Origin of the sequence: Streptomyces sp. UG1, from assembly GCF_049974585.1 — a bacterium.
Classification (GTDB): domain Bacteria; phylum Actinomycetota; class Actinomycetes; order Streptomycetales; family Streptomycetaceae; genus Streptomyces.
Genome location: NZ_JBNGGG010000001.1, coordinates 443658 through 464228 on the forward strand (window position 1 = coordinate 443658; position 20571 = coordinate 464228).

Below are 20571 nucleotides of genomic sequence, written 5' to 3' on the forward strand. Positions count from 1 at the left end.
TTCCTCAATTAATGGTTGCGGTGCTCTGTGGAGTGTTTCCCTCAGGCCGGCCCGAGAGCGCGCCGGATGAAGTCGAGCTGGAGCAGCAACAGGTTCTCCGCGACCTCCTCCTGCGGGGTCATGTGGGTCACCCCGGACAGCGGCAGCACCTCGTGCGGGCGGCCGGCGGCGAGCAGGGCCGAGGACAGCCGCAGGGAGTGGGCGACGACCACGTTGTCGTCCGCCAGCCCGTGGACGATCATCATCGGGCGGTGCGGCTCGGCCGGGTCCACCAGGCCCGCGTCGTCGATCAGCGAGTTGCGCCGGTAGACCTCCGGCTGTTCCCCGGGGTGTCCGACGTAGCGCTCCTGGTAGTGGGTGTCGTACAACCGCAGATCGGTGACGGGGGCGCCGACCACGGCCGCGTGGAAGACGTCCGGACGGCGCAGCACCGCGAGCCCCGCCAGATAGCCGCCGAAGGACCAGCCGCGGATCGCGACCCGGGTCAGATCGAGCGGGAACCGCTCGGCGAGCGACTGCAGGGCGTCGACCTGGTCCTGCACCACGACCGCCGCGATGTCGTCCTTGATCGCCTTCTCCCAGGCCGGCGACCGCCCCGGCGTGCCCCGCCCGTCCGCGACGACCACCGCGAACCCCTGGTCGGCGAACCACTGCGAGGTGAGGAAGGCGTTGTGCGCGGCGACCACCCGTGAGCTGTGCGGACCTCCGTAGGGGTCGAGCAAAACCGGGAGCGGGGTGTCACCGGCGTAGTCCCGAGGCATAAGCACGGCGCACGGGACGCGGCGTGCGCCCCCCTCGGTGAGGGTCACGCGCGGGGTCAGACCGGGATCTTCGGCACAGGATCGGACGGTCGCCATCCGCTTCCCGTCGCGCAGCACCTGGACCTGAGCACCGGGCCGGTCGAGGGCGTGGGACACCAGCACCGTCACGCTCCCGGAGCGCACCGCCGAGTGCACCCCGGGCTCCTGCGACACCCGCTCCACGCCCAGCTCGTTCACCCGGTACACATGCACTTCGCCGATCTCCGCGGCGGTCGCGGCCTCGCCCGCCGACGCCGAGATCAGCACGTCGTCCGCGGAGACGTCCAGCACCGCGCGGACATGCAACTGCGGTCCCGTCAGCGGACGTTCGCCCACCGTGAGCACCCGCGCGCCGCCCTCGTCGGCGATGCGCACGAGGTTCCCCGACGGGCTCCAGCAGGGCACCCCAGGGAAAAGATCCAGCCATTGTGGATCTTCGTCGGCATGCACCATCCGGGTCGACCCGGTCGCCGGGTCCACCGCCAGGAAGAGCTGGCTGCGCTGGTCGCGCGCCTGTACGAGCAGCAGCGGCGCACCCGCCTCTGACCAGTGCACTCGCGCCAGATACGGGTAGCGGGCCCGGTCCCAGGAGATTTCCGTGCGCGCCCCGTCGAGACCGATCACGAACAGCCGTACGTCCGCGTTCGCCGTCCCCGCCGCCGGATACGGCACCCGCCGAGGCTCGCGCTCCGGACGCGCAGGATCGGAGATCCACCACCGGCTCACCGGCGTGTCGTCCGCCCGCGCCACCAGCAGCCGGTCCGACTCCGGACCCCACCAAAAGCCCCGGTGGCGGCCCATCTCCTCGGCCGCGATGAACTCGGCCAGGCCGTACGTCACCCCGTCCGACTCCGGCTCGGCGAGCGCACGGTCGCCCTCGCCCTCGGCGCCCACCACCCTCAGGGCACCCTGCGCGACGTACGCGATGTGCCGTCCGTCGGGGGAGGGGCGCGGGTCGATCACCGGCCCGGGGACCGGGAGTTCACGTGCCGTACCGGCCCGCAGCTCGGCCGTGAAAAGCCGCCCTGACAAGGCGAAAGACGCCAACTCGACGGCCGTGTCGGTGGCGTGGGCGACGATGCCGGCGCCGGCCTCACGGCTGCGCTCGCGCCGCGCCCGCTCCTCGGGTGAGAGGTCTTCCGAGGCGCCGCCCAGCAGGGCGCGCGGGTCGGCGGCCACGCGCTCCTCGCCGCCCTCCGTGTCGAGCACCCACAGCGAACTCGCCGGGTCGGTGCCGGAGGTGGAGCGCAGGAACGCGACACGGCTGCCGTCGGGCGCAACCGCGAACGCGCGCGGCGCGCCGAAGGTGAACCTCTGGGTGCGGGCGTGCCGTCGGGGGAAGGACACAGGCTCGGTCGTCATGCCTCGACCATATTGGCCAGTGCGCCCCCTTGTGCGGCTGTGCGCCGATCGATGCGCACGTACGGATAGTTATGATCACTGGCGCATAGTGGGTATGAACCTGCTGGCTGCTGCATGGATTTATCTGCCCCCACAATCCACCCCCGCGCCCGGGATTCTTGGAGGTGAGCCGCCGTGGCACTCTCGATTTCGGCGGTGGTGCTGCTGGCGATCATCGTCTTCCTGCTGATCAAGAAATCAGGACTGAAGGCCGGTCATGCGGTGGTCTGCATGCTGCTCGGCTTCTACCTGGCGTCCTCGACCGTCGCGCCCACCATCAGTGAGCTGACGACGAACATCGCAGGCATGATCGGCAGCATCAAGTTCTGAGCCTCCTGGTCTCCTCGTAGGGTGGAGGCCATGACGGAACAGCCTGCTCGACGTCTCCTCCTGGTGCACGCGCACCCGGACGACGAGTCGATCAACAACGGCGCGACCATGGCCAGGTACGCGGCCGAGGGCGCTCGGGTGACCCTGGTCACCTGCACCCTCGGCGAGCACGGCGAGGTCATCCCCCCGCAGCTCCAGCACCTGACCGGCGCCGCCCTGGGCGCACACCGCCTGGCCGAGCTCACCGCCGCGATGCGCGAACTCGGCGTCGAGGACTTCCGTCTCCTCGGCGGCAGGGGCCGCTACGAGGACTCCGGGATGATGGGCATCGCCGACAACGACGACCCCGCGTCCCTGTGGCAGGCGGACGTCGACGACGCGGCCCGCGCTCTCGTCGAGGTGATCCTGGAGGTACGCCCCCAGGTCCTGGTCACCTACGACCCCGACGGCGGATACGGCCACCCGGACCACATCCAGGCCCACCGCATCGCCATGCGCGCGGCCGAGCTGGCCGCCGGCGCCGGGTGGGAGATCCCCAAGATCTACTGGAACCGTGTCCCGCGCACGGCCGCCGAGCAGGCCTTCGCCCGGCTTCAGGTGGATCTGCCCACCCTGCCCTTCGGCAAGGCCGCCACCGTCGCCGACGTGCCGGGCGTCGTCGAGGACGAGCGGATCACCACCGTGATCGACGGCACCGCGCACGGCGCCGCCAAGGCCGCCGCGATGCGCGCGCACGCCACCCAGATCGACGTGGCCGAGCCGTACTTCGCGCTCTCCAACGAACTCGCGCAGCCCCTGTTCACCACCGAGTACTACGAGTTGGTGCACGGGCGGCAGACGGGGCGCCCGGAGTCCGACCTGTTCGCCGGTCTCGCCCCCCAGGAGGCGTCATGAGCTCGATGCTCGCCCAGCCACTGAAGCGGCCCTCCGCGCTGCGCGTCCTCGCCTACATCGGCCTCTTCGTGCTCGGCGCGGTGGTCGGCGTGGCCGGGGCGCTGGTGCAGGCGGCCTGGTTCCCGGGCGGGCTGCTGCTCGCGCTCGCCGGCGAGGCCGGGCTGCTGCTGGGCGCCGGACGGGCGGCGGGCAGCCGGGGCGGGGCCGTGGCGCCGGCCGGCGGCTGGATGATCTCCGTCGTCCTGCTCACCTTCAGGCGCCCCGAGGGCGACCTCGTCTTCGGCGTGGGAGCCTCCTCCTATCTCTTCCTGCTCGGCGGTATGGCGCTCGCTGTGATCTGCGCCACCCTCGTGCCATTGCGGCAACCGGGTGGCGACGGCGTCCGACTTGGCAAGTGACGTACCACTTCTCCGCACCGCACTCGTGCGAGTCCCGTGTGGGTTTCCCAGGCGGTCGTGGGATACGGGCCAGAAGTGGCCAGTATGGTGGTGCGCGCCGCCGAGTCGCCCCCAGCAATGAGGTCGAAACGGGCGGTGGAGCCAACCGGGAGAACCTGCCTTGAGTCGTGAAACTGACACTCCGTCCTCCGGGCCCAACGGGCGCGGCGGAGCCGCATACCCCTCGGGCACGCCGCCGTACGGGACCCCCATGGCTTCCGACAGCGGTGCGGACGCGGGCCGTTCGGGCGCGCAGCCGGAGGAACGCAAGACCGAGACCACGCTGACGACCCGGATCCGGATCAACATCCCCGGATCGCGGCCCATTCCGCCGGTCGTCGTGCGCAAGCCCGTCGCCGAGGCGGAGAACACCGCCGGCGAGAGCGCGGAGCCCGAGGCCCCGGCGCCGTCCGGCGTCACGTCCACGGCCACGGGCAGCGTCGAGCCTCCGGCCGAGCCCACGGCGCAGGCGGAGGAGAAGACGAGCGACTGGTTCGCTCCGCGCAAGTCCGCGGCGGGCAAGGGCGGTCAGGGCAGCGGTGCCACCAACGGGGCCGGTCTGCCCGGCGGTTCGGGTCCCGGCGCGGGGGCCAACGGCGCCGGTGCGCCCGGTGGTGCGCGTCCGGGTGCCGGTGCCAATGGCGCTGGTGTGCCCGGTGGTGGGCGTCCGGGTGGCGGTGGCGGGCGGCCCGGCGGTGTCGTCGGCTCCATGAGCGTGCCCGGCGGGTCCCGTCCGGGCGGTACCAACGGCACGGGCCTCCCCGGCGCGACCGGCGGCCCTGTGGCCCCGGGACACGGCGGCGGCACCGGTTCCTTCGACGTCACCGAGGCCCTGGCGGCGGGCCCGCTGGGCGGCGCCAACGGCACACGCCCCGGCGGCGAGGCCCGCCGCGACGACCTGCCGTACTTCTCGGAGAACGGGAACGGGAGCGGGAGCGGCGGCCCGAGCGGTCCTGGTGGCTACGGCGCCCAGGGTGGCCAGGGGAGTTCGAACGGTTCGGGCGGCTACGGCGCCCAAGGCGGCCCGGGCGGCTTCGACCCGTCCGCCGACTTCAACGCCCCGGGGGACTTCGACGACTCCAGCGACTTCGGCGGCCCGGGCGACTTCGGCGGCTCCAGCGACTTCAACGGCCCGAGCGGCCGTGGCGGGCGAGGCGGCGCACAGGGTCCCGCCGGCCCGACGACCGGTCCGGTCACCGGCGACGGCCCGGCCGTACCGCCGGTCGCGGGCGGCGGTACGGCCGGGCTCGGCGGTGCGCATGGATCCGGGGGCCCTGGCGGTCCCGGTAGGCCCGGCGGCTCTGGTGGTCCCGGCGGTCCCGGTGGTCCGAGCGGATCCGGTGTGCCTGGCGGATCCGGCGGCCCTGGTGTGCCTGGCGGCCCCGGTGGGCTCGGTGGCTCCGGTGCGCCTGGCGGTACTGCCGGATCCGGTGGCCCCGGCGGTCCCGGTGCGCCCGGTATCAACGTCGGCCCGGCGCGGTCCGGCCGCTCGGGCGGTCCGGGCAACGGCCCGAACGGTCCGGCAGGTCCGGGTGCCCCCGGCAACGGCCCGAACGGCCCCGTCGGCCCCGGTGGTCCCGGCGCCTCCGGCGGTCCCGGTTCCGCGTTCCACACCCCGGGCCACGGCCCCGGCGGTGGCATGAGCGACGACACCGCGATCCTCACGCCGCAGAAGCCGGCCCCCGAGCCCGGCAACCCGAACTACGGCGGCGTCGCCGACAACGTCTCCAGCCACACCGTCACCAGCGGCATCCCGGTGGTGCCCTCCGGGGCCCAGAGCGGCCCCTTCGGGCCGGGCGGCGGCAGCGATACGCCCGGGCCGCACACGCCCCCGAACCTGCCCGAGCCGTCCACGTCGAACGCCTCGTCCTCCCGCCCGCCGAAGAAGAAGGGCCGCAGCAAGCTGGCGCTGGTCGGCGGCGGCGTGGTCGTCCTCGCGGGCGGCCTCTACGGCGCCGGCCTGCTGATGAACCACACCGACGTGCCCAAGGGCACCACCGTGCTCGGCGTCGACATCGGCGGCGGCACCCGCGACGACGCGGTCCAGAAGCTCAACGACGCCTTCGACGAGCGGGTCACCAAGCCGCTGAAGCTGTCGGTCGGCGGCAAGACCGTGTCGCTGGCGCCGGACAAGGCCGGGCTGCAGTTCGACATGCAGCAGACGGTCAGCACGGCCGCGAGCAGCGACTACAACCCCGTCTCGGTCATCGGCTCGCTCTTTGGCAACCACCGGGTCGTCGACCCGGTCATGCCCACCGACGAGGAGAAGCTGCACGCCGCCCTGGAGGACGTCTCCGGCGGCTCCGGCGCGGTGACCGACGGCACGGTCAAGTTCGAGGCCGGCAAGGCCGTCGCCGTCTACGGCAAGGCGGGCAAGGGCATCGACGTCACCAAGTCCACGGACGCGGTCGAGGAGGCGTTCCGCACCCAGGTCGAGACCGGCGCGAGCGACCCGGTGACCGTCCCGACGACGACTCAGCAGCCGACGGTCTCGAACGCCGAGGTCGACCGGTTCATGAAGGAGTTCGCCCAGCCGGCGATGTCGGCCCCGGTGACGATTCAGGCGGAGGGGGTGAGCCCCGTCCTCATGAGCCCGGAGAAGTCCCTGTGGAAGTTCCTCGGGGCCAAGGCGGTCAACGGCAAGCTCGTCGACTCGCCCGACCTCGCCGCGCTGAAGGAGCTCTACGGCGGCGCCTTCGACGGCGTGCTCATCACCCGCGGCAACGGCGAGAAGACGGCCGTCACCCCGCAGGACGTCTACGGCGCCCTGCGCGAGGCCCTGCAGAGCAAGACCAACCGCACGGCGGTCATCGACACCAACCCCAGCTAGCGGTCGGTCACTGACGACGAGAGGGGGCACCCGGCGAGACCGGGTGCCCCCTCAGCCCTTCCGAGGCGTGGCTGACGGGCGGCCGGCCATGACATCTGTCATCCGGCGATCAGGATCACCGACACTGCCGGGGCCCGGGCCCGCGCGGCCACCCTGGAACGCATGACAACGACAGCGGTCGACTTCGACCAGGTGAGCAAGAACTTCGGGAGCGTACGGGCGGTCGACGGCCTGACGCTCGCGCTGTACCCGGGGCAGACCGTGGCCCTGCTGGGCCCGAACGGGGCGGGCAAGTCCACCACGCTCGATCTGCTGCTCGGCCTCAAGCGGCCCGACGGCGGCACGGTCGCGGTCTTCGGCACCCGGCCCGCGCGAGGCCATCGTCGCCGGCCGGGTCGGCGCCATGCTGCAGAGCGGCGGCCTGTTGGACGAGGTCACCGTCGCCGAACTGGTCCGCCTCGCCTGCGATCTGCACCCGAGGCCCCACGCGGTCCCCGACGTCCTCGCCCGCGCCGGCATCTCCCAGATCGCCGACCGCAAGGTCGACAAGCTCTCCGGTGGCCAGGTCCAGCGTGTCCGCTTCGCCCTCGCCACCGCCGGCGACAGCGACCTGATCGTCCTGGACGAGCCGACCGCCGGCATGGACGTCACCACCCGCCAGGCCTTCTGGGCCACCATGCGCGACCAGGCCGACCAGGGCCGCACGGTCCTGTTCGTCACGCACTACCTGGAGGAGGCCGACGCCGTCGCCGACCGCGTGCTCGTCCTGCACCGGGGCAGGCTGCTGGCCGACGGCACGGCGGCCGAGATCAAGGCGAAGGCAGGGGCCCGCAGGATCTCCTTCGACCTGCACGACGGCCGGATCGACGAGGCGGCCCTGCGCGACCTGCCCTTCCTGAGCGGACTGCACATCTCGGGAAGGACCGTCCGCATCCAGTCCGCCGACGCAGACGCCACCGTCCACGCCCTCTACGGCCAAGCTCGAGATCACCCGCGCCCTGCGCAACCGCAAGTTCCTCTTCTTCTCCGTGCTCTACCCCGCGCTGCTGTTCCTGCTCATCGCGGGCGGCGCCGACAGCACCACGAAGGTCGACGGGACGGGGCTGACCCTCCCGACGTACATGATGGTCTCGATGGCCTCCTTCGGCGCCCTCACCGCCGTTCTGATGGGCAACAGCGAGCGCATCGCGAAGGAGCGGGAGGGCGGCTGGGTACGGCAGTTGCGGCTGACCGCGCTGCCCGGGCGCGGGTACGTGATGGCGAAGACGGCCAGTTCGGCCGTGGTGAGCCTGCCGTCGATCGTCGTCGTGTTCGTCGTCGCGGCGATCGTGAAGGACGTACGCCTGGAGGCCTGGCAGTGGCTCGCGCTGACCGGCGCGATCTGGGCCGGAAGCCTCGTCTTCGCCGCGCTGGGTGTCGCGATCGGCTATCTCGCGAGCGGGGACGCGGTCCGGCCGATCACGATGATCACCTACTTCGGGCTGTCCATCCTGGGCGGCCTGTGGATGCCGACGACGAGCTTCCCCACGTGGCTCCGGGACATCGCCGAGTGGGTGCCCACGCACGCGTACGCTGCCCTGGGGCAGGCGATCGAGCAGAGCCGGGCCCCGCACGCCCAGGACATCGCCGTACTCGCCGTCTCCTTCGCCCTGTTCACCGGCGGCGCGGCCTGGCTGTACCGGAAGGACACGCTGAAGGCGTGAGCGCGATGACGCAGGCCCCGTGGCCCGACGAGGAAGCCCGGGCGGAGCGGCTGGTGCGGATCGGCCGGCCGCCCCGCCACCGTGGCGAGGCGGTGCGCAAGCTGGTGTGGGTCCTGCCGTGGCTGGTCTTCCTGGCCTCCCCGGTGGACGATCTGGCCTCCGGCCGGCACCCGGCGGGGGCGACGGCGACCGGCTGGGCGGGCCTGGTGGCCTTCGTCGGGATCTACCTGGCCGTCGTCTTCCGCACGATGGGCCGGCCCTTCGGCGGCGGGATCGTCGTCGGCGCGGTCGCCGTGCAGTGGATCCTCGCGGTCGCCCTGGCCCTCGGCTTCGGCAGCTCCTGGCTCGGCCTGTTCGTGTACGTCTCCGTGATGTGCGGAGTGACGTTCCCGCTGCGGGCCGCCTACTGGACGATCCCGCTGACCACCGCCGCCATGATGCTGGCGGGCCAGCACGCCCACGACCTGGAGGAGGCCTGGGGCCTGTTCCTGGTGGTGCCCCTGGTCGGCTACGCCATGACCGGCATCCGGCAGCTCGTGGCCACCACCGTCGAGCTGCGCAAGGCGCGTGCCACGGTCGCCCAACTGGCCGCCAACGAGGAGCGGTTGCGCCTCGCCCGCGACCTGCACGACCTGCTGGGGCACTCGCTGTCGCTGATCACGCTCAAGAGCGAGCTGGCCGGTCGTATGCTCCCCGGCCACCCCGACAAGGCGGCCCGGCAGGTCGCCGACATCGAACAGGTCAGCCGCCAGGCCCTGGTGGACGTCAGGGAGGCGGTCACCGGCTACCGGCGCCCCCGGCTCGCCGCCGAACTCGCCGGCGCCCAGGTGGCTCTCACCGCCGCCGCGGTCACCGCCGAGGTCCCGGCCGACCCCGACCTCACCGGCGTACCCGAGGACGGCGAGGCGGCCCTGGCCTGGGCGCTGCGCGAGGCGATCACCAACGTCGTACGGCACAGCGGCGCGAGTGCCTGCACGGTCGAGCTGCTGCGCCGCCAGACCCTGGACGGGCCGCACCTGGAGCTGACCGTCGAGGACAACGGCTCGGGCGGTTCCGCACAGGGCCCCGGCAACGGCCTCACCGGCCTCGCCGAGCGCCTGCAGAAGGCGGGCGGCACGCTGGAGGCGGGCCGGGGCAGGCGCGGCTTCCGGCTGGTCGCCCGGGTCCCCGTGCCCCATGACCGGGCCGTAGGATCCGGCTCATGAGCCGAACGATCAAGGTTCTCCTCGCCGAGGACCAGTCGATGGTCCGCGAGGCCCTGGCCGCCCTGCTGGGCCTGGAGGACGACATCGAGGTCGTCGCCCAGGTCGCGCGCGGCGACGAGGTGCCGGCGGCGGCCCGTGAGCACGGCGTCGACGTGGCCCTGCTGGACATCGAGATGCCGGGCATGACCGGCATCGAGGCGGCGGCCCGGGTCCACCGGGAGCTCCCGGACGTCAAGCTGGTCGTCCTGACCACCTTCGGCCGCCCCGGCTACCTGCGCAGCGCGATGGAGTCCGGCGCCGACGCCTTCCTGGTCAAGGACGCCCCCGCGGCCCAACTGGCCGAGGCGGTGCGCAAGGTGCTGGCGGGGGAGCGGGTCATCGACCCGACCCTAGGGGGTGTTTGAAAGTCCCGCACAGCACCCGCGGCGCCCGGCACGCACCCTCGCCGCACCGGCCAAAGGCCCGAGTAGCTCCGCTACGAGGGCCTTCGTCCGGCACGCCGAGGGCACGCACCGAACACCGCGGGCACCGCACGGGACTTTCAAGCACCCCCTAGCGGCTGCGGCGCTGGCGGAGGGCGCCAACCCGCTGACGGACCGCGAGCGAGAGGTCCTGCGAGCGGCGCAGGACGGCTCGACCAACGCCGAGCTGGCGGCGGCCCTGCACCTGTCCCAGGGCACCGTCCGCAACTACCTGTCGACGGCGATCCAGAAGCTGGCGGTGCGCAATCGGGCGGAGGCGGCACGGATCGCGCGGGACAAGGGCTGGCTGTGACGGCAACCGTCAGTTGAGCATTAACCCTCGGTTGCGCATTAACCGTCAGTTGAGCATCGCCCGCGCGCTCTGTGCCTGCTGCCGGATCCGGTCCGCGGCCGACTCGTCCACCGCCCTCACCACCTCCGCGTACGCCTCCAGCTCGGCCGCCCCGCGCAGGAAGTCCCCCCGCTGCACGAGCAACTGCGCCCGCTCGAACCGCAGCCGAGCCGGATGCGACGGCAGCGACAACGACAGCTCCAGCGCCCACAGCGCCACATCCGTGCGCTCGGGCCGAGCGGCCGCCCACGCCCGGACGTTGTTCAGGATCCGCAGCACCACGTCCAACGGATCCGCCGGCGTCAGCATCGACGGATGCAGCGCCGCCCCGGTGGCCCCCGCCACCAGCAGCTCCGCATCGCTCCCGGTCAGCACCCGCCCCCCGTCGAACGGATCGGCGAGCACCTGCTCCTCGGCCGGCCCGAACCCCACCACGAAGTGCCCCGGCAGGGCGACCCCGTACACCGGAGCCCCCGCCCGCCGGGCGACCTCCATCCACACCACCGACAGCAGAATCGGCAGCCCCCTGCGCCGCACCAGCACCTGATGCAGCAACGACGACTCCAGCCGCTGATAGTCCGCGGCGGACCCGCGAAACCCGTACCGCTCCCCGAGCAGCTCCCGCAGCGCGACCGCCCACGCCCGCGGCCCGCCGGGCCGGTACGGGAGCTGCCCGGCCAGCGCGTCCAGCTCCACCTGCGCGCAGTCCATCCCCGTCTCGTCCAGCGCCCCGTCGGCCTCCGCTCCCACCAGCAGACACAGCATCGACAGATCGGGCCGCTCGGACCGCGCCTCTTCGGCGAACCGCTGCCGCAGCTCGGCGGAGCGCTCGGGGGTCGGGGGGTACAGGGGACGCATAGCTGGCTCGTGCCCTTTCACGGCGATCGGTACCGCTGCTCACGGAGATCGATAGTGGTGGTACGCGTGATGCGCGGCGAACCCCATCCGGGCGTACATCTCCCGCGCGCCCACGTTGTCCGTCTCGACCTGCAGCCAGGCCGCCGACGCCCCCTCGTCGAGCGCCTGCCGGGCCAGCGCGGCCATCACCCGGGTGGCCAGCCCCTGCCGCCGCAGCGCCGGATCCACCTCCACGGCGGCGAACCCGGCCCACCGCCCGTCCACGACACACCGCCCGATCGCGGCCGGCGCACCGCCACCCGCGCCCGGAACCGTCGCGAACCACACAGAGGGCCCGCTGCTCAGCACCTTCAGGGCCACCTCGCTCACCCCCTTGCGCTGATACCGCGTAAGCCAAGCCTCGTCCGCCTCCCGGGCCAGCACCACCCCGGCGCCCTCGTCCCGGTCCGCGATCGGCGCCAGCGCCCCGATCCACAGCTCGGCGGACACCTCCCGCACCCACCCCAGCTTCTCCAGCTCCGCGCACAGCAGCTCCTGCGTGCCCTCGGCCCCGGTCGCGGTCTGGACGTACGCGGGCAGCCCGCGGTCGCCGTACCAGCGCCGTACGGCGTCGAGGGCGTCCTGCAGCGGCAGCCCGGGGTCGCCGAGCGGCAGCACCGAGTTGGCCCGCCGGGTGAACCCGGACGCGGCCCGCAGCTCCCACTCGCCGAGCCGCTCGCTCTCCACCGGCCGCCACGCGCGCGCAGAGACGTGCGCAAGTTCCTCGTACGACGCGGAGGGCCCCCGGCGCCGGGCCGGGGCGGCGGGCACGACCTTGCCCGCGACCAGCGACGCTTCCGGGATGCGGACGGTCTCGCCGCTCTTCCGTGTGATCAGCAGCACACCGCTGTCCCATGATGCGAGAACACCCACCGTGTCAGTGAATTTCTCACCCGGAGTTCCAGGATCGCTCAAGCGCCGTACCGAGACCCGTTTACCCACGTCAGCAGCGGTGATACGGACCTCAAGGCGCCCCGTCGACGAGATTTCCACAGGTCGGTTCACCCCTCCTGTTCGGATCATGCCCAAGAACGGAGATACTAGGGGCGGGCATCGACGACGCCGCGCTCCCGCGCGCCAGGCGGCGGAGCCTACGGAGGCCCGCCAGCGCCCTATCGAGGAGGAACGACAGCGTGACCTACGTCATCGCGCAGCCTTGTGTCGACGTCAAGGACAAGGCGTGCATCGAGGAGTGCCCGGTCGACTGCATCTACGAGGGCTCCCGGTCCTTGTACATCCACCCGGACGAATGCGTCGACTGCGGAGCCTGTGAGCCGGTCTGCCCGGTCGAGGCGATCTTCTACGAGGACGACACTCCGGAGGAGTGGAAGGACTACTACAAGGCGAACGTCGAGTTCTTCGACGAGCTCGGCTCCCCCGGCGGCGCCAGCAAGCTGGGCCTGATCGAGCGGGACCACCCCTTCATCGCCGCGCTGCCGCCGCAGGCCGAGTGATCCCCGCGGGCGACCCGCACACAGCGTGCCGCCTCGGTCCCGTACGGCCTGATCGCCGTACGGGGCCGAGGCGTCGCCGTATCCGGCAGTACCAGCGGCCGTACCAGAAAGTGAGCCAGATCCCGTGTCCGCAGTCTCCGAGCGCCTTCCGACCTTCCCCTGGGACAAGCTGGAGCCGTACAAGAAGACGGCCGCCGCGCACCCGGACGGCATCGTCGACCTCTCCGTCGGCACACCGGTCGACCCGGTCCCCGAGCTGATCCAGAAGGCCCTGATCGAGGCGGCGGACTCCCCGGGCTATCCGACGGTCTGGGGCACCCCGGCGCTGCGCGACGCGATCACAGGCTGGCTGGAGCGTCGCCTGGGCGCCCGCGAGGTGACCCACCGCCACGTGCTCCCCGTCGTCGGCTCCAAGGAACTGGTCGCCTGGCTCCCCACCCAGCTCGGCCTCGGCCCCGGCGACCGGGTGGCCTACCCGCGCCTGGCGTACCCCACGTACGAGGTGGGCGCCCGCCTCGCGCGCGCGGAGTACGAGGTCTACGACGACCCGACGGAGCTGGACCCGCGGGGCCTGAAGCTGCTCTGGCTGAACTCCCCGTCCAACCCCACGGGCAAGGTCCTCTCCAAGGCGGATCTGACCCGGATCGTCGCCTGGGCCCGGTCGCACGGCGTCCTGCTCTTCTCCGACGAGTGCTACCTGGAGCTGGGCTGGGAGGCCGACCCGGTCTCGGTCCTGCACCCGGACGTGAACGGCGGCTCGTACGACGGCATCGTCGCGGTGCACTCCCTGTCCAAGCGCTCGAACCTGGCGGGCTACCGCGCGGCGTTCCTGGCCGGTGACCCGGCCGTCCTCGCCCCCCTCCTGGAGATCCGCAAGCACGGCGGCATGATGACCCCCGCACCGACCCAGGCGGCGGTGATCGCGGCCCTGGGCGACGACGAACACGTCCGCGTCCAGCGCGACCGCTACGCGGCCCGCCGCAAGGCCCTGCGCGAGGCCCTTCAGGCCCACGGCTTCCGCATCGAACACAGCGAGGCCAGCCTCTACCTCTGGGCCACCAGGGACGAGTCCTGCTGGACCACCGTCGCCCACCTGGCCGACCTGGGCATCCTGGCGGCCCCCGGCGACTTCTACGGCGAGGCGGGCGCCCGCCACGTACGCGTGGCGTTCACGGCGACGGACGAGCGGGTGAGGGCGGCGGTGGAACGCCTGGCCTAGTGGCCACAGCCGACAGCGCCGGGCACCGCATGAACACGCCCGGCCCCTGCCGACGTATCGACGCACGCACACAAACGCCGACGGGACCCAGGGAAACTCCCTGAGCCCCGTCGGCTCAAGCCAGGCGCAGCCGGCCGTGTCAGACGGCCGGAAGACCCTGCACCGGCAGCCCGGTCGACGGCAGCCCACCCTGCGTGGCCGACCCGGCCGTGTCACCGAGGACGGAGCCGACCGAACCGGCCACGCCACCCGCGGTCTCCTGCGCGGCGGCGGCACGCTCCTTGGCGACCTTGCCACCGGTCTTGGTCACCTTGCCGCCGGCCTTGGCCGCGGTCGGCACCGCCTTCTTCGCGGCCTTGCCGCCGGTCTTGGTCACCTTGTCGCCGGCCTTCGTGGCGGTCGGCAGCGCCTTGTCGACCGCCGTGTCGACGGCGCCACCGGCGATCCCGGTGGCGTTCGCGGCCGCGCCGTCGACGACAGTCGTGCCGTCCAGGGCGGTCAGCCCGCCGACCTTGGAGGCGTCGGGCAGTTCGGGGGCCGCGCTGGCGGAGCCGGCCGCACCGACCCCGGCAGCCGCTCCCGCAGCGACGAGCAGCGCGGCACGGGCGATCCGGCGGGACAGGGGGAGGGACATGATGCTCCTTCGACGGGTGTGTCGGATAAGAACGATGAAGTGTCCGACGAGGCCCGGCAGTTGACCGACTGGCTGTTGATCTCCGGGCTCGGACGCAGTGACTACCGCTCGAAGCCCGCGAAGGTTGCGGCGCGCCAATGTAAAGAGTTGGCAATGCGTCGCATTATCGCCTGCGGATAAAAACGGGCAAACCGCTTCCTGGCCGAAAGTCCGCCGAATCCTTACAGCCCTGTGTTCTCAAGGCTTTGGACGGATTCGGGGATGACCGCGCGAAAACCTGCCCGCGCCGCCGCCGCCCGACACGTCGGCCAACCCGTGAGGGTGACCGGTCGAACTGTCGCGCGTACCACGCGGACGTGGTCCGCTACCGGGTCGTCACGATCCGGACCGAGCCCGCGCCGCTCCCGGCCGCCGAAGCGCCCGAGGTGCCCGGCGAGGTGATCGGGCGCCACTGGCTGTCGGTGTTCCCGGCGATCCACACCCGCCCTGCGTACGACACCCGCTTGATGTGCAGATCCGAGGCGTTGGCCACGGCCCAGTGGGCCAACTGCCACCCGCGCTCGCTCGCGCTGCGCCCGGCGCCGGCGTCCTCGTCGTCGGGCACCGGCAGGACGACGGTCCGGTCGTCCTGCTTGATCACGGACGGGGTGGGCGAGGCCGCGGCCTTCTCGCCGCTCACTTCCGCAGCGGCCGGCTGGAGCGCGTCGCGCCCGAAGTCCCGCAGCAGGGCGTCCCGTACGGAGTCCGCACCCGCGGCCAGGGTGACGCCGGGGCGCGGGCGCCCCTTGCAGGTCAGCGTGGCCGCCGAACGTCCGGTGAGCGCGGCGGCGAGCAGTGTCGCGTCCGGCTCGTGCTTGGCGTACGCCTCCGGGAAACCGCTGCGCTGGACGCGCTGTGCGGCGACGGTGAGCGGCAGTCGCTGGTAGTCGCGGACCTTGACCAGGTGCTCGTAGAAGATGCCCGCCGAGTAGATCGGGTCGCGGATCTCCTCCGGTGTGCCCCAGCCCTGCGAGGGCCGCTGCTGGAACAGGCCCAGCGAGTCGCGGTCGCCGTGGTCGATGTTGCGCAGCCCCGACTCCTGGAGCGCGGTGGCGAGCGCGATCGTCACGGCCCGCTCGGGCAGCCCGCGGCCGGTGCCGACGGCGGCGATCGTCGCCGCGTTCACCGCCTGCTCCGGCGTGAACTCGTATCTGGCCGCGTCCCCCTTGCCCGACACGACGTCACAGCCCGGGGCTCCGGCGCCACCGGTGACGTAATGCGCCGCGAGATAACCCGCGACGGCGAGCAGGACCATGAAGGCCGCCCCACGACGAAGGAGGCGGCCGCGGCGCTTGGAAGAAGGTGACGGCTCTCGCACGTCGTACAAGGTAGCTGAGGTTACTGAGGAGTATGAGCGCTGTGGAAAAACGGTGGGAAAAGTGAGGTGACGGCCTGGCGCGTTAGGGTCGGCACCATGGCCGACACCTCCCTTGACCTCACGCTGGACGCCGCGAAGCTCACCGCGCAGCTCGTCGACTTCCCCTCCGTCAGCGGCACCGAACAGCCCCTCGCGGACGCCATCGAGACCGCCCTTCGCGCCCTGCCGCACCTCACGGTCGACCGGTACGGGAACAACGTCGTGGCGCGCACGAACCTCGGCCGGCCGGAGCGGGTGATCCTCGCCGGGCACGTCGACACGGTGCCGATCGCGGACAACGTCCCCTCGAGGCTGGACGAGGACGGGGTCCTGTGGGGCTGCGGCACCTGCGACATGAAGTCCGGCGTGGCGGTCCAGCTCCGTATCGCGGCGACGGTCCCGGCCCCCAACCGCGACCTGACCTTCGTCTTCTACGACAACGAAGAGGTGACCGCGGACCTCAACGGCCTCAAGCATGTGTCCGAGGCGCGCCCGGAGTGGCTGGAGGGCGACTTCGCGGTGCTCCTCGAGCCGTCGGACGGCGAGGTGGAGGGCGGCTGCCAGGGCACGCTCAGGGTGCTGCTCAAGACCAAGGGCGAGCGCGCCCACTCCGCGCGCGGCTGGATGGGCTCCAACGCGATCCACGCGGCGGCGCCGATCCTGGCGCGCCTGGCGTCGTACGAACCGCGTTACCCGCTGATCGACGGCCTGGAGTACCGGGAGGGCCTGAACGCGGTCGGCATCTCGGGCGGCGTGGCCGGCAACGTCATTCCGGACGAATGCGTCGTGACCGTCAACTTCCGCTACGCACCGGACCGCACGGAGGAGGAGGCCATCGCGCACGTCCGCGAGGTCTTCGCCGACTGCGGGGTCGAGGAGTTCGTGATCGACGACCACAGCGGCGGCGCGCTGCCGGGCCTGAGCCACCCGGCGGCAGCGGCCTTCATGGCGGCGGTCGGAGGCACCCCCCGCCCCAAGTACGGCTGGACGGACGTCTCCCGCTTCTCGTCCCTGGGCGTCCCGGCGGTCAACTACGGCCCCGGCAACCCGCACTTGGCGCACAAGCGGGACGAGCGGGTGGAGACGGCGAAGATCCTCGCGGGCGAGGAGCGGCTGAGGGCGTGGCTGACGGCGTGACCGCCCATGCGGCGCTTCATGGCGGACATGCCCAAGTCCCCCGTACGTAACCCGCGTGGATCTACGCTGAGGTGGAAAGACCTGGCAAGCGGAGGGAGCTCTACATGGCTACCGGCAACCCCGAGGGCAACAGGCGGCCACCGGAGGAGCAGCGTCTGGGACCGGTCCTCCGGCGGCGCGGCCAGGTGACCGCGAGCACCACGGACCAGCGGCTGCTGGACGCGGGCGGGCCCACCGACTGGGTCCACACGGACCCCTGGCGAGTCCTGCGCATCCAGTCGGAGTTCATCGAGGGCTTCGGCACCCTCGCCGAACTCCCCCCGGCGATCAGCGTGTTCGGCTCCTCGCGCACACCGGTCGACTCCCCCGAGTACGACGCCGGAGTGCGGCTGGGCCGAGGCCTGGTCGAAGCCGGCTGGGCCGTGATCACCGGCGGTGGCCCCGGCGCCATGGAGGCGGCCAACAAGGGCGCGTGCGAGGCGGGCGGCACCTCGGTCGGCCTCGGCATCGAGCTGCCCTTCGAGCAGGGCCTCAACCCCTACGTCGACATCGGGCTCAACTTCCGCTACTTCTTCGTCCGCAAGATGATGTTCGTCAAGTACGCCCAGGGTTTCGTGGTCCTGCCCGGCGGCCTCGGCACCCTCGACGAACTCTTCGAGGCCCTCACCCTCGTCCAGACCCAGAAGGTCACCCGCTTCCCGATCGTCCTGTTCGGCAGCGCGTACTGGGGCGGCCTGATCCACTGGCTCAACAACACCCTCGTGGCCCAGGGCAAGGCCTCGGAGAAGGACCTCCTCCTGTTCCACGTCACGGACGACGTACAGGAGGCGGTGGCCCTGGTGTCGAAGGAGGCGGGCCGCTAGGACTTGGCCCTCCACCGAGAAGTGTCATGTGTTTGTACACTTCGTTCATGTCCGCTACCTATCCCATCGCCGAGGCGAGGGGCAAGCTCGGTGAACTCGCTCGTCGGGCCGGCCAGCACGAGCACATCACCTTGACGGATCACGGCGTCCCCACCGCCGTCCTCATCTCTCCTGCGGAACTCGAAGATCTTGAGGACGCTCTTGCCGTGGCCCGCCTTGAGCGTGACCGCGCCCTCGGGCGTGCCGAAGCTCCCATTCCGCACGCCGAGGCCCGGCGGACACTCCTCGAAGCCGCGGGGAGGAGTACGGCGTGACCTGGGACGTCCAGTGGGAGCCGGCGGCGCTCGACGAGGCAACCGGCCACCTCAAGGACGACTCCCATGGGGTGGACACTCTCCTCCAGGCGACCGACCAACTTGCCGGTGACCCCAGGCCCGAAGGATCCCGGGCCTGGGGCACGCATCACCGTCGCCTCCACCGCGGCCCGTGGCGCATCCTGTACCGCGTTGTGCCTGAGCCGCGGACCCTGCACATCGAGCACATCGAGCACATTGGGCGCACTCGCGCATGACCTGGGGCCTGCCCGGTGCGATTCGCCGGACAGGCCCTACGCCAACCCCCGCCGCGCGACCGCCGGCCGGCGATGCCCCGCGATCGACGCCACCATGTCCAGCACCTGGCGGGTCTCCGCGACCTCATGGACCCGATACACCTGCGCCCCCAGCCACGCGGAGACCGCAGTCGTCGCCAAGGTCCCCACCACCCGTTCCTTCACGGGCTTGTCCAGCGTCTCCCCGACGAAGTCCTTGTTGGACAGGGACACCAGCACCGGCCACCCCGTCGCCACCATCTCCCCCAGCCGCCGAGTCGCCTCAAGACTGTGCCGGGTGTTCTTCCCGAAGTCGTGCCCGGGGTCGATGAGGATCGACTCCCGCGGCACCCCCAGCGCCAGCGCCCGCTCGGCCAACCCCACCGTCACCCGCAGAATGTCCGCCATGACGTCGTCGTACGCCACCCGATGCGGCCGGGTCCGAGGCTCCGCACCCCCGGCATGCGTACACACCAACCCCACCCCGTACCGCGCGGCGACCTCCGCCAGCCCGGGATCGACCCCGCCCCACGCGTCGTTCAGCAGATCCGCCCCCGCCTCGCACACCGCCGCCCCCACCTCGGCCCGCCAGGTGTCCACGCTGATCACGACATCCGGGAACCGCCGCCGCACCTCCGCCACGAACCCGACCGTCCGCCGCGCCTCCTCCTCGGCGGTCACCTCTTCCCCCGGCCCCGCCTTGACCCCACCGACGTCGATGATCGCCGCGCCCTCGGCCACGGCCTGCTCCACGCGCGCGAGGGCCGGCTCGTCACGGAACGTCGCCCCTTGGTCGTAGAAGGAGTCCGGGGTCCGGTTCACGATCGCCATGATCACCGGTTCGTGCGCCGCGAACTCGCGCCTGCCCAGCCTGAGCATCCCCTGCGACCTCTCCTCGAGCGTCCTGGTACGTCCTGGTCCGTCCTGGCCTTCGGGCCGCCTGCGACCCTAACTGTCAGAGTCGCATGGCACGATCGGACCCTGACACACTCGACCGCACGCATTCACCGACCGTGGGGGCCACAGCGATGGTTATGTTCCTGTTCCTGGTCATCGCGCTGGCCGTCGTGGTCGCCGCGGTGACCCTCGCCGTGGTGGGTGGTGGCGAGGGCGACGGCCCGCTGCCGGAGGCCGTGCCCGAGCGCCTCGAGGACCCCCTGCCCCCGGACCGCCCGGTCGACCGCGCCGACATCGAGAGCCTCCGCTTCCCGCTCGCCGCCCGCGGCTACCGCATGGCCGACGTCGACGACGCCCTCAGCCGCCTCGGCGCCGAGCTGGCCGAGCGCGACGCCCGGATCGCCGACCTGGAGTCCGCGCTGGCCGGGGCCCAGTCGTCGGCCGGCCACGTCTCCATGGACAAGCCCGACCGGGAGGACCAGCAGTGAGTGACGGCACGGCCCTGGCGGGCCCGGACGGCGCCCTGCGCTGCCCCTGGGCCCTGTCCACCCCGGACTACGTGGCGTACCACGACGAGGAGTGGGGCCGCCCGGTCCACGGCGACGACGCGCTCTACGAACGCCTCAGCCTGGAGGCCTTCCAGTCCGGCCTGTCCTGGATCACCATCCTGCGCCGCCGCCCGGGCTTCCGTACCGCCTTCGCGGGGTTCGAGATCGCCAAGGTCGCGACCTTCACGGACGCCGACCGGGACCGTCTCCTCGCCGACGAGGGCATCATCCGCAATCGGGCCAAGATCGACGCGACCCTCGCCAACGCGCGCGTGCTGGCCGACTGGGCCCCGGGCGACCTGGACGGGCTGATCTGGTCCCACGCCCCGGATCCGGCGACCAGCCCGAGCCCGAAGACCCTGGCGGACGTCCCGGCGGTCACCCCGGAGTCGACGGCCCTGTCCAAGGCCCTGAAGAAGCGCGGCCTGCGCTTCGTGGGCCCGACGACGGCATACGCCCTGATGCAGGCGTGCGGCCTGGTCGACGACCACCTGGAGACGTGCGTGGCGAGAAGCGCCCCTTAA

At 72.2% G+C, this 20571-nt stretch carries 20 protein-coding genes and 3 pseudogenes; 17 read left to right on the forward strand and 6 right to left on the reverse strand.

The features are described 5' to 3' along the window. Window positions 1–41: 41 nt before the first annotated feature. The gene (locus ACP4J3_RS02105) at window positions 42–2162 is read right to left on the reverse strand and encodes a prolyl oligopeptidase family serine peptidase (protein WP_426529679.1); all 2121 of its coding nucleotides are present in this window, start codon (window positions 2160–2162) and stop codon (window positions 42–44) included. Window positions 2163–2336: 174 nt separating this feature from the next. Here ACP4J3_RS02105 and ACP4J3_RS02110 point away from each other — a divergent pair, with 174 nt between their 5' ends. From ACP4J3_RS02110 to ACP4J3_RS02150, 9 genes and pseudogenes are all read left to right on the forward strand, one after another. Then, window positions 2337–2531: a hypothetical protein gene (locus ACP4J3_RS02110; protein WP_019755516.1), complete on the forward strand. Its 195-nt coding sequence runs from the start codon at window positions 2337–2339 to the stop codon at window positions 2529–2531. A gap of 30 nt (window positions 2532–2561) precedes the next feature. Then, window positions 2562–3425: an N-acetyl-1-D-myo-inositol-2-amino-2-deoxy-alpha-D-glucopyranoside deacetylase gene (gene mshB / locus ACP4J3_RS02115; RefSeq protein ID WP_426529682.1), complete on the forward strand. Its 864-nt coding sequence runs from the start codon at window positions 2562–2564 to the stop codon at window positions 3423–3425. Beyond that, on the forward strand, window positions 3422–3823 hold the full coding sequence (locus ACP4J3_RS02120; protein WP_426529684.1) for a DUF6113 family protein: 402 nt from the start codon (window positions 3422–3424) through the stop codon (window positions 3821–3823). Before mshB ends, ACP4J3_RS02120 begins: the two co-directional genes overlap by 4 nt. 160 nt (window positions 3824–3983) lie before the next feature. Continuing rightward, window positions 3984–6692: a hypothetical protein gene (locus tag ACP4J3_RS02125; protein ID WP_426529686.1), complete on the forward strand. Its 2709-nt coding sequence runs from the start codon at window positions 3984–3986 to the stop codon at window positions 6690–6692. A 162-nt stretch (window positions 6693–6854) separates the two neighbouring features. Then, window positions 6855–7668: pseudogene (locus ACP4J3_RS02130) on the forward strand (ABC transporter ATP-binding protein); the annotation flags it as partial. Between the two features lie 10 nt (window positions 7669–7678). Beyond that, on the forward strand, window positions 7679–8395 hold the full coding sequence (locus ACP4J3_RS02135) for an ABC transporter permease (protein WP_426529788.1): 717 nt from the start codon (window positions 7679–7681) through the stop codon (window positions 8393–8395). Window positions 8396–8400: 5 nt separating this feature from the next. Further along, a complete protein-coding gene (locus ACP4J3_RS02140; protein WP_426529790.1) occupies window positions 8401–9600 on the forward strand; it encodes a sensor histidine kinase in 1200 nt (399 codons plus the stop codon). Beyond that, window positions 9597–9992: pseudogene (locus tag ACP4J3_RS02145) on the forward strand (response regulator); the annotation flags it as partial. The gene ACP4J3_RS02140 and the pseudogene ACP4J3_RS02145, both read left to right, overlap by 4 nt. Window positions 9993–10155: 163 nt before the next feature. Next, a pseudogene (locus ACP4J3_RS02150) lies at window positions 10156–10374 on the forward strand (response regulator transcription factor); the annotation flags it as partial. Window positions 10375–10419: 45 nt separating this feature from the next. Here ACP4J3_RS02150 and ACP4J3_RS02155 read toward each other — a convergent pair. Together ACP4J3_RS02155 and ACP4J3_RS02160 are read right to left on the reverse strand one after the other, a co-directional pair. After that, window positions 10420–11271 (reverse strand): tetratricopeptide repeat protein, encoded by an 852-nt coding sequence (locus ACP4J3_RS02155; protein ID WP_426529688.1) that lies wholly within the window; start codon window positions 11269–11271, stop codon window positions 10420–10422. Between the two features lie 39 nt (window positions 11272–11310). Next, complete coding sequence (locus ACP4J3_RS02160; RefSeq protein ID WP_426529792.1) at window positions 11311–12303, reverse strand: GNAT family N-acetyltransferase; 993 nt, start codon at window positions 12301–12303, stop codon at window positions 11311–11313. Window positions 12304–12443: 140 nt separating this feature from the next. On the opposite strand from ACP4J3_RS02160, the gene fdxA reads away from it, so the two are divergent. Together fdxA and ACP4J3_RS02170 are read left to right on the forward strand one after the other, a co-directional pair. Further along, complete coding sequence (fdxA, locus tag ACP4J3_RS02165) at window positions 12444–12764, forward strand: ferredoxin (RefSeq protein WP_030961637.1); 321 nt, start codon at window positions 12444–12446, stop codon at window positions 12762–12764. A gap of 124 nt (window positions 12765–12888) precedes the next feature. Next, entirely contained in the window at window positions 12889–13983 is a 1095-nt protein-coding gene (locus ACP4J3_RS02170) for a bifunctional succinyldiaminopimelate transaminase/glutamate-prephenate aminotransferase (protein WP_426529690.1), read from the forward strand. A gap of 139 nt (window positions 13984–14122) precedes the next feature. On the opposite strand, the gene ACP4J3_RS02175 is transcribed toward ACP4J3_RS02170, so the two are convergent. Both ACP4J3_RS02175 and ACP4J3_RS02180 read right to left on the reverse strand, forming a co-directional pair. After that, on the reverse strand, window positions 14123–14617 hold the full coding sequence (locus tag ACP4J3_RS02175) for an ATP-binding protein (protein WP_426529692.1): 495 nt from the start codon (window positions 14615–14617) through the stop codon (window positions 14123–14125). Window positions 14618–14981: 364 nt separating this feature from the next. Continuing rightward, window positions 14982–15974, reverse strand: a complete 993-nt coding sequence (locus ACP4J3_RS02180; protein ID WP_426529794.1) for a heavy metal transporter — start codon at window positions 15972–15974, stop codon at window positions 14982–14984. Between the two features lie 96 nt (window positions 15975–16070). Between ACP4J3_RS02180 and dapE the strand changes: the two genes are divergently transcribed. The 4 genes from dapE (at window position 16071) to ACP4J3_RS02200 (ending at window position 18584) form a co-directional block, all read left to right on the forward strand. Further along, window positions 16071–17150: a succinyl-diaminopimelate desuccinylase gene (gene dapE, locus ACP4J3_RS02185; protein WP_426529694.1), complete on the forward strand. Its 1080-nt coding sequence runs from the start codon at window positions 16071–16073 to the stop codon at window positions 17148–17150. 104 nt (window positions 17151–17254) lie between these two features. Then, window positions 17255–18013 carry a TIGR00730 family Rossman fold protein gene (locus ACP4J3_RS02190; RefSeq protein ID WP_426529696.1) on the forward strand — a complete coding sequence of 253 codons (759 nt, stop codon included), beginning with the start codon at window positions 17255–17257 and terminating at the stop codon, window positions 18011–18013. A gap of 47 nt (window positions 18014–18060) precedes the next feature. Further along, window positions 18061–18327: a type II toxin-antitoxin system prevent-host-death family antitoxin gene (locus tag ACP4J3_RS02195; protein WP_426529698.1), complete on the forward strand. Its 267-nt coding sequence runs from the start codon at window positions 18061–18063 to the stop codon at window positions 18325–18327. Next, window positions 18324–18584, forward strand: a complete 261-nt coding sequence (locus ACP4J3_RS02200; protein ID WP_426529700.1) for a type II toxin-antitoxin system RelE family toxin — start codon at window positions 18324–18326, stop codon at window positions 18582–18584. Before ACP4J3_RS02195 ends, ACP4J3_RS02200 begins: the two co-directional genes overlap by 4 nt. A 36-nt stretch (window positions 18585–18620) precedes the next feature. Here the strand turns inward: ACP4J3_RS02200 and folP are convergent, their stop codons facing one another. Continuing rightward, window positions 18621–19481 carry a dihydropteroate synthase gene (folP, locus tag ACP4J3_RS02205; RefSeq protein WP_426529702.1) on the reverse strand — a complete coding sequence of 287 codons (861 nt, stop codon included), beginning with the start codon at window positions 19479–19481 and terminating at the stop codon, window positions 18621–18623. Window positions 19482–19630: 149 nt separating this feature from the next. On the opposite strand from folP, the gene ACP4J3_RS02210 reads away from it, so the two are divergent. Together ACP4J3_RS02210 and ACP4J3_RS02215 are read left to right on the forward strand one after the other, a co-directional pair. Further along, window positions 19631–19987 (forward strand): DivIVA domain-containing protein, encoded by a 357-nt coding sequence (locus ACP4J3_RS02210; RefSeq protein WP_426529704.1) that lies wholly within the window; start codon window positions 19631–19633, stop codon window positions 19985–19987. After that, window positions 19984–20571, forward strand: coding sequence for a DNA-3-methyladenine glycosylase I (locus tag ACP4J3_RS02215; protein WP_426529706.1), 588 nt, complete (start codon window positions 19984–19986; stop codon window positions 20569–20571). The genes ACP4J3_RS02210 and ACP4J3_RS02215 overlap by 4 nt, the downstream gene beginning before the upstream one ends.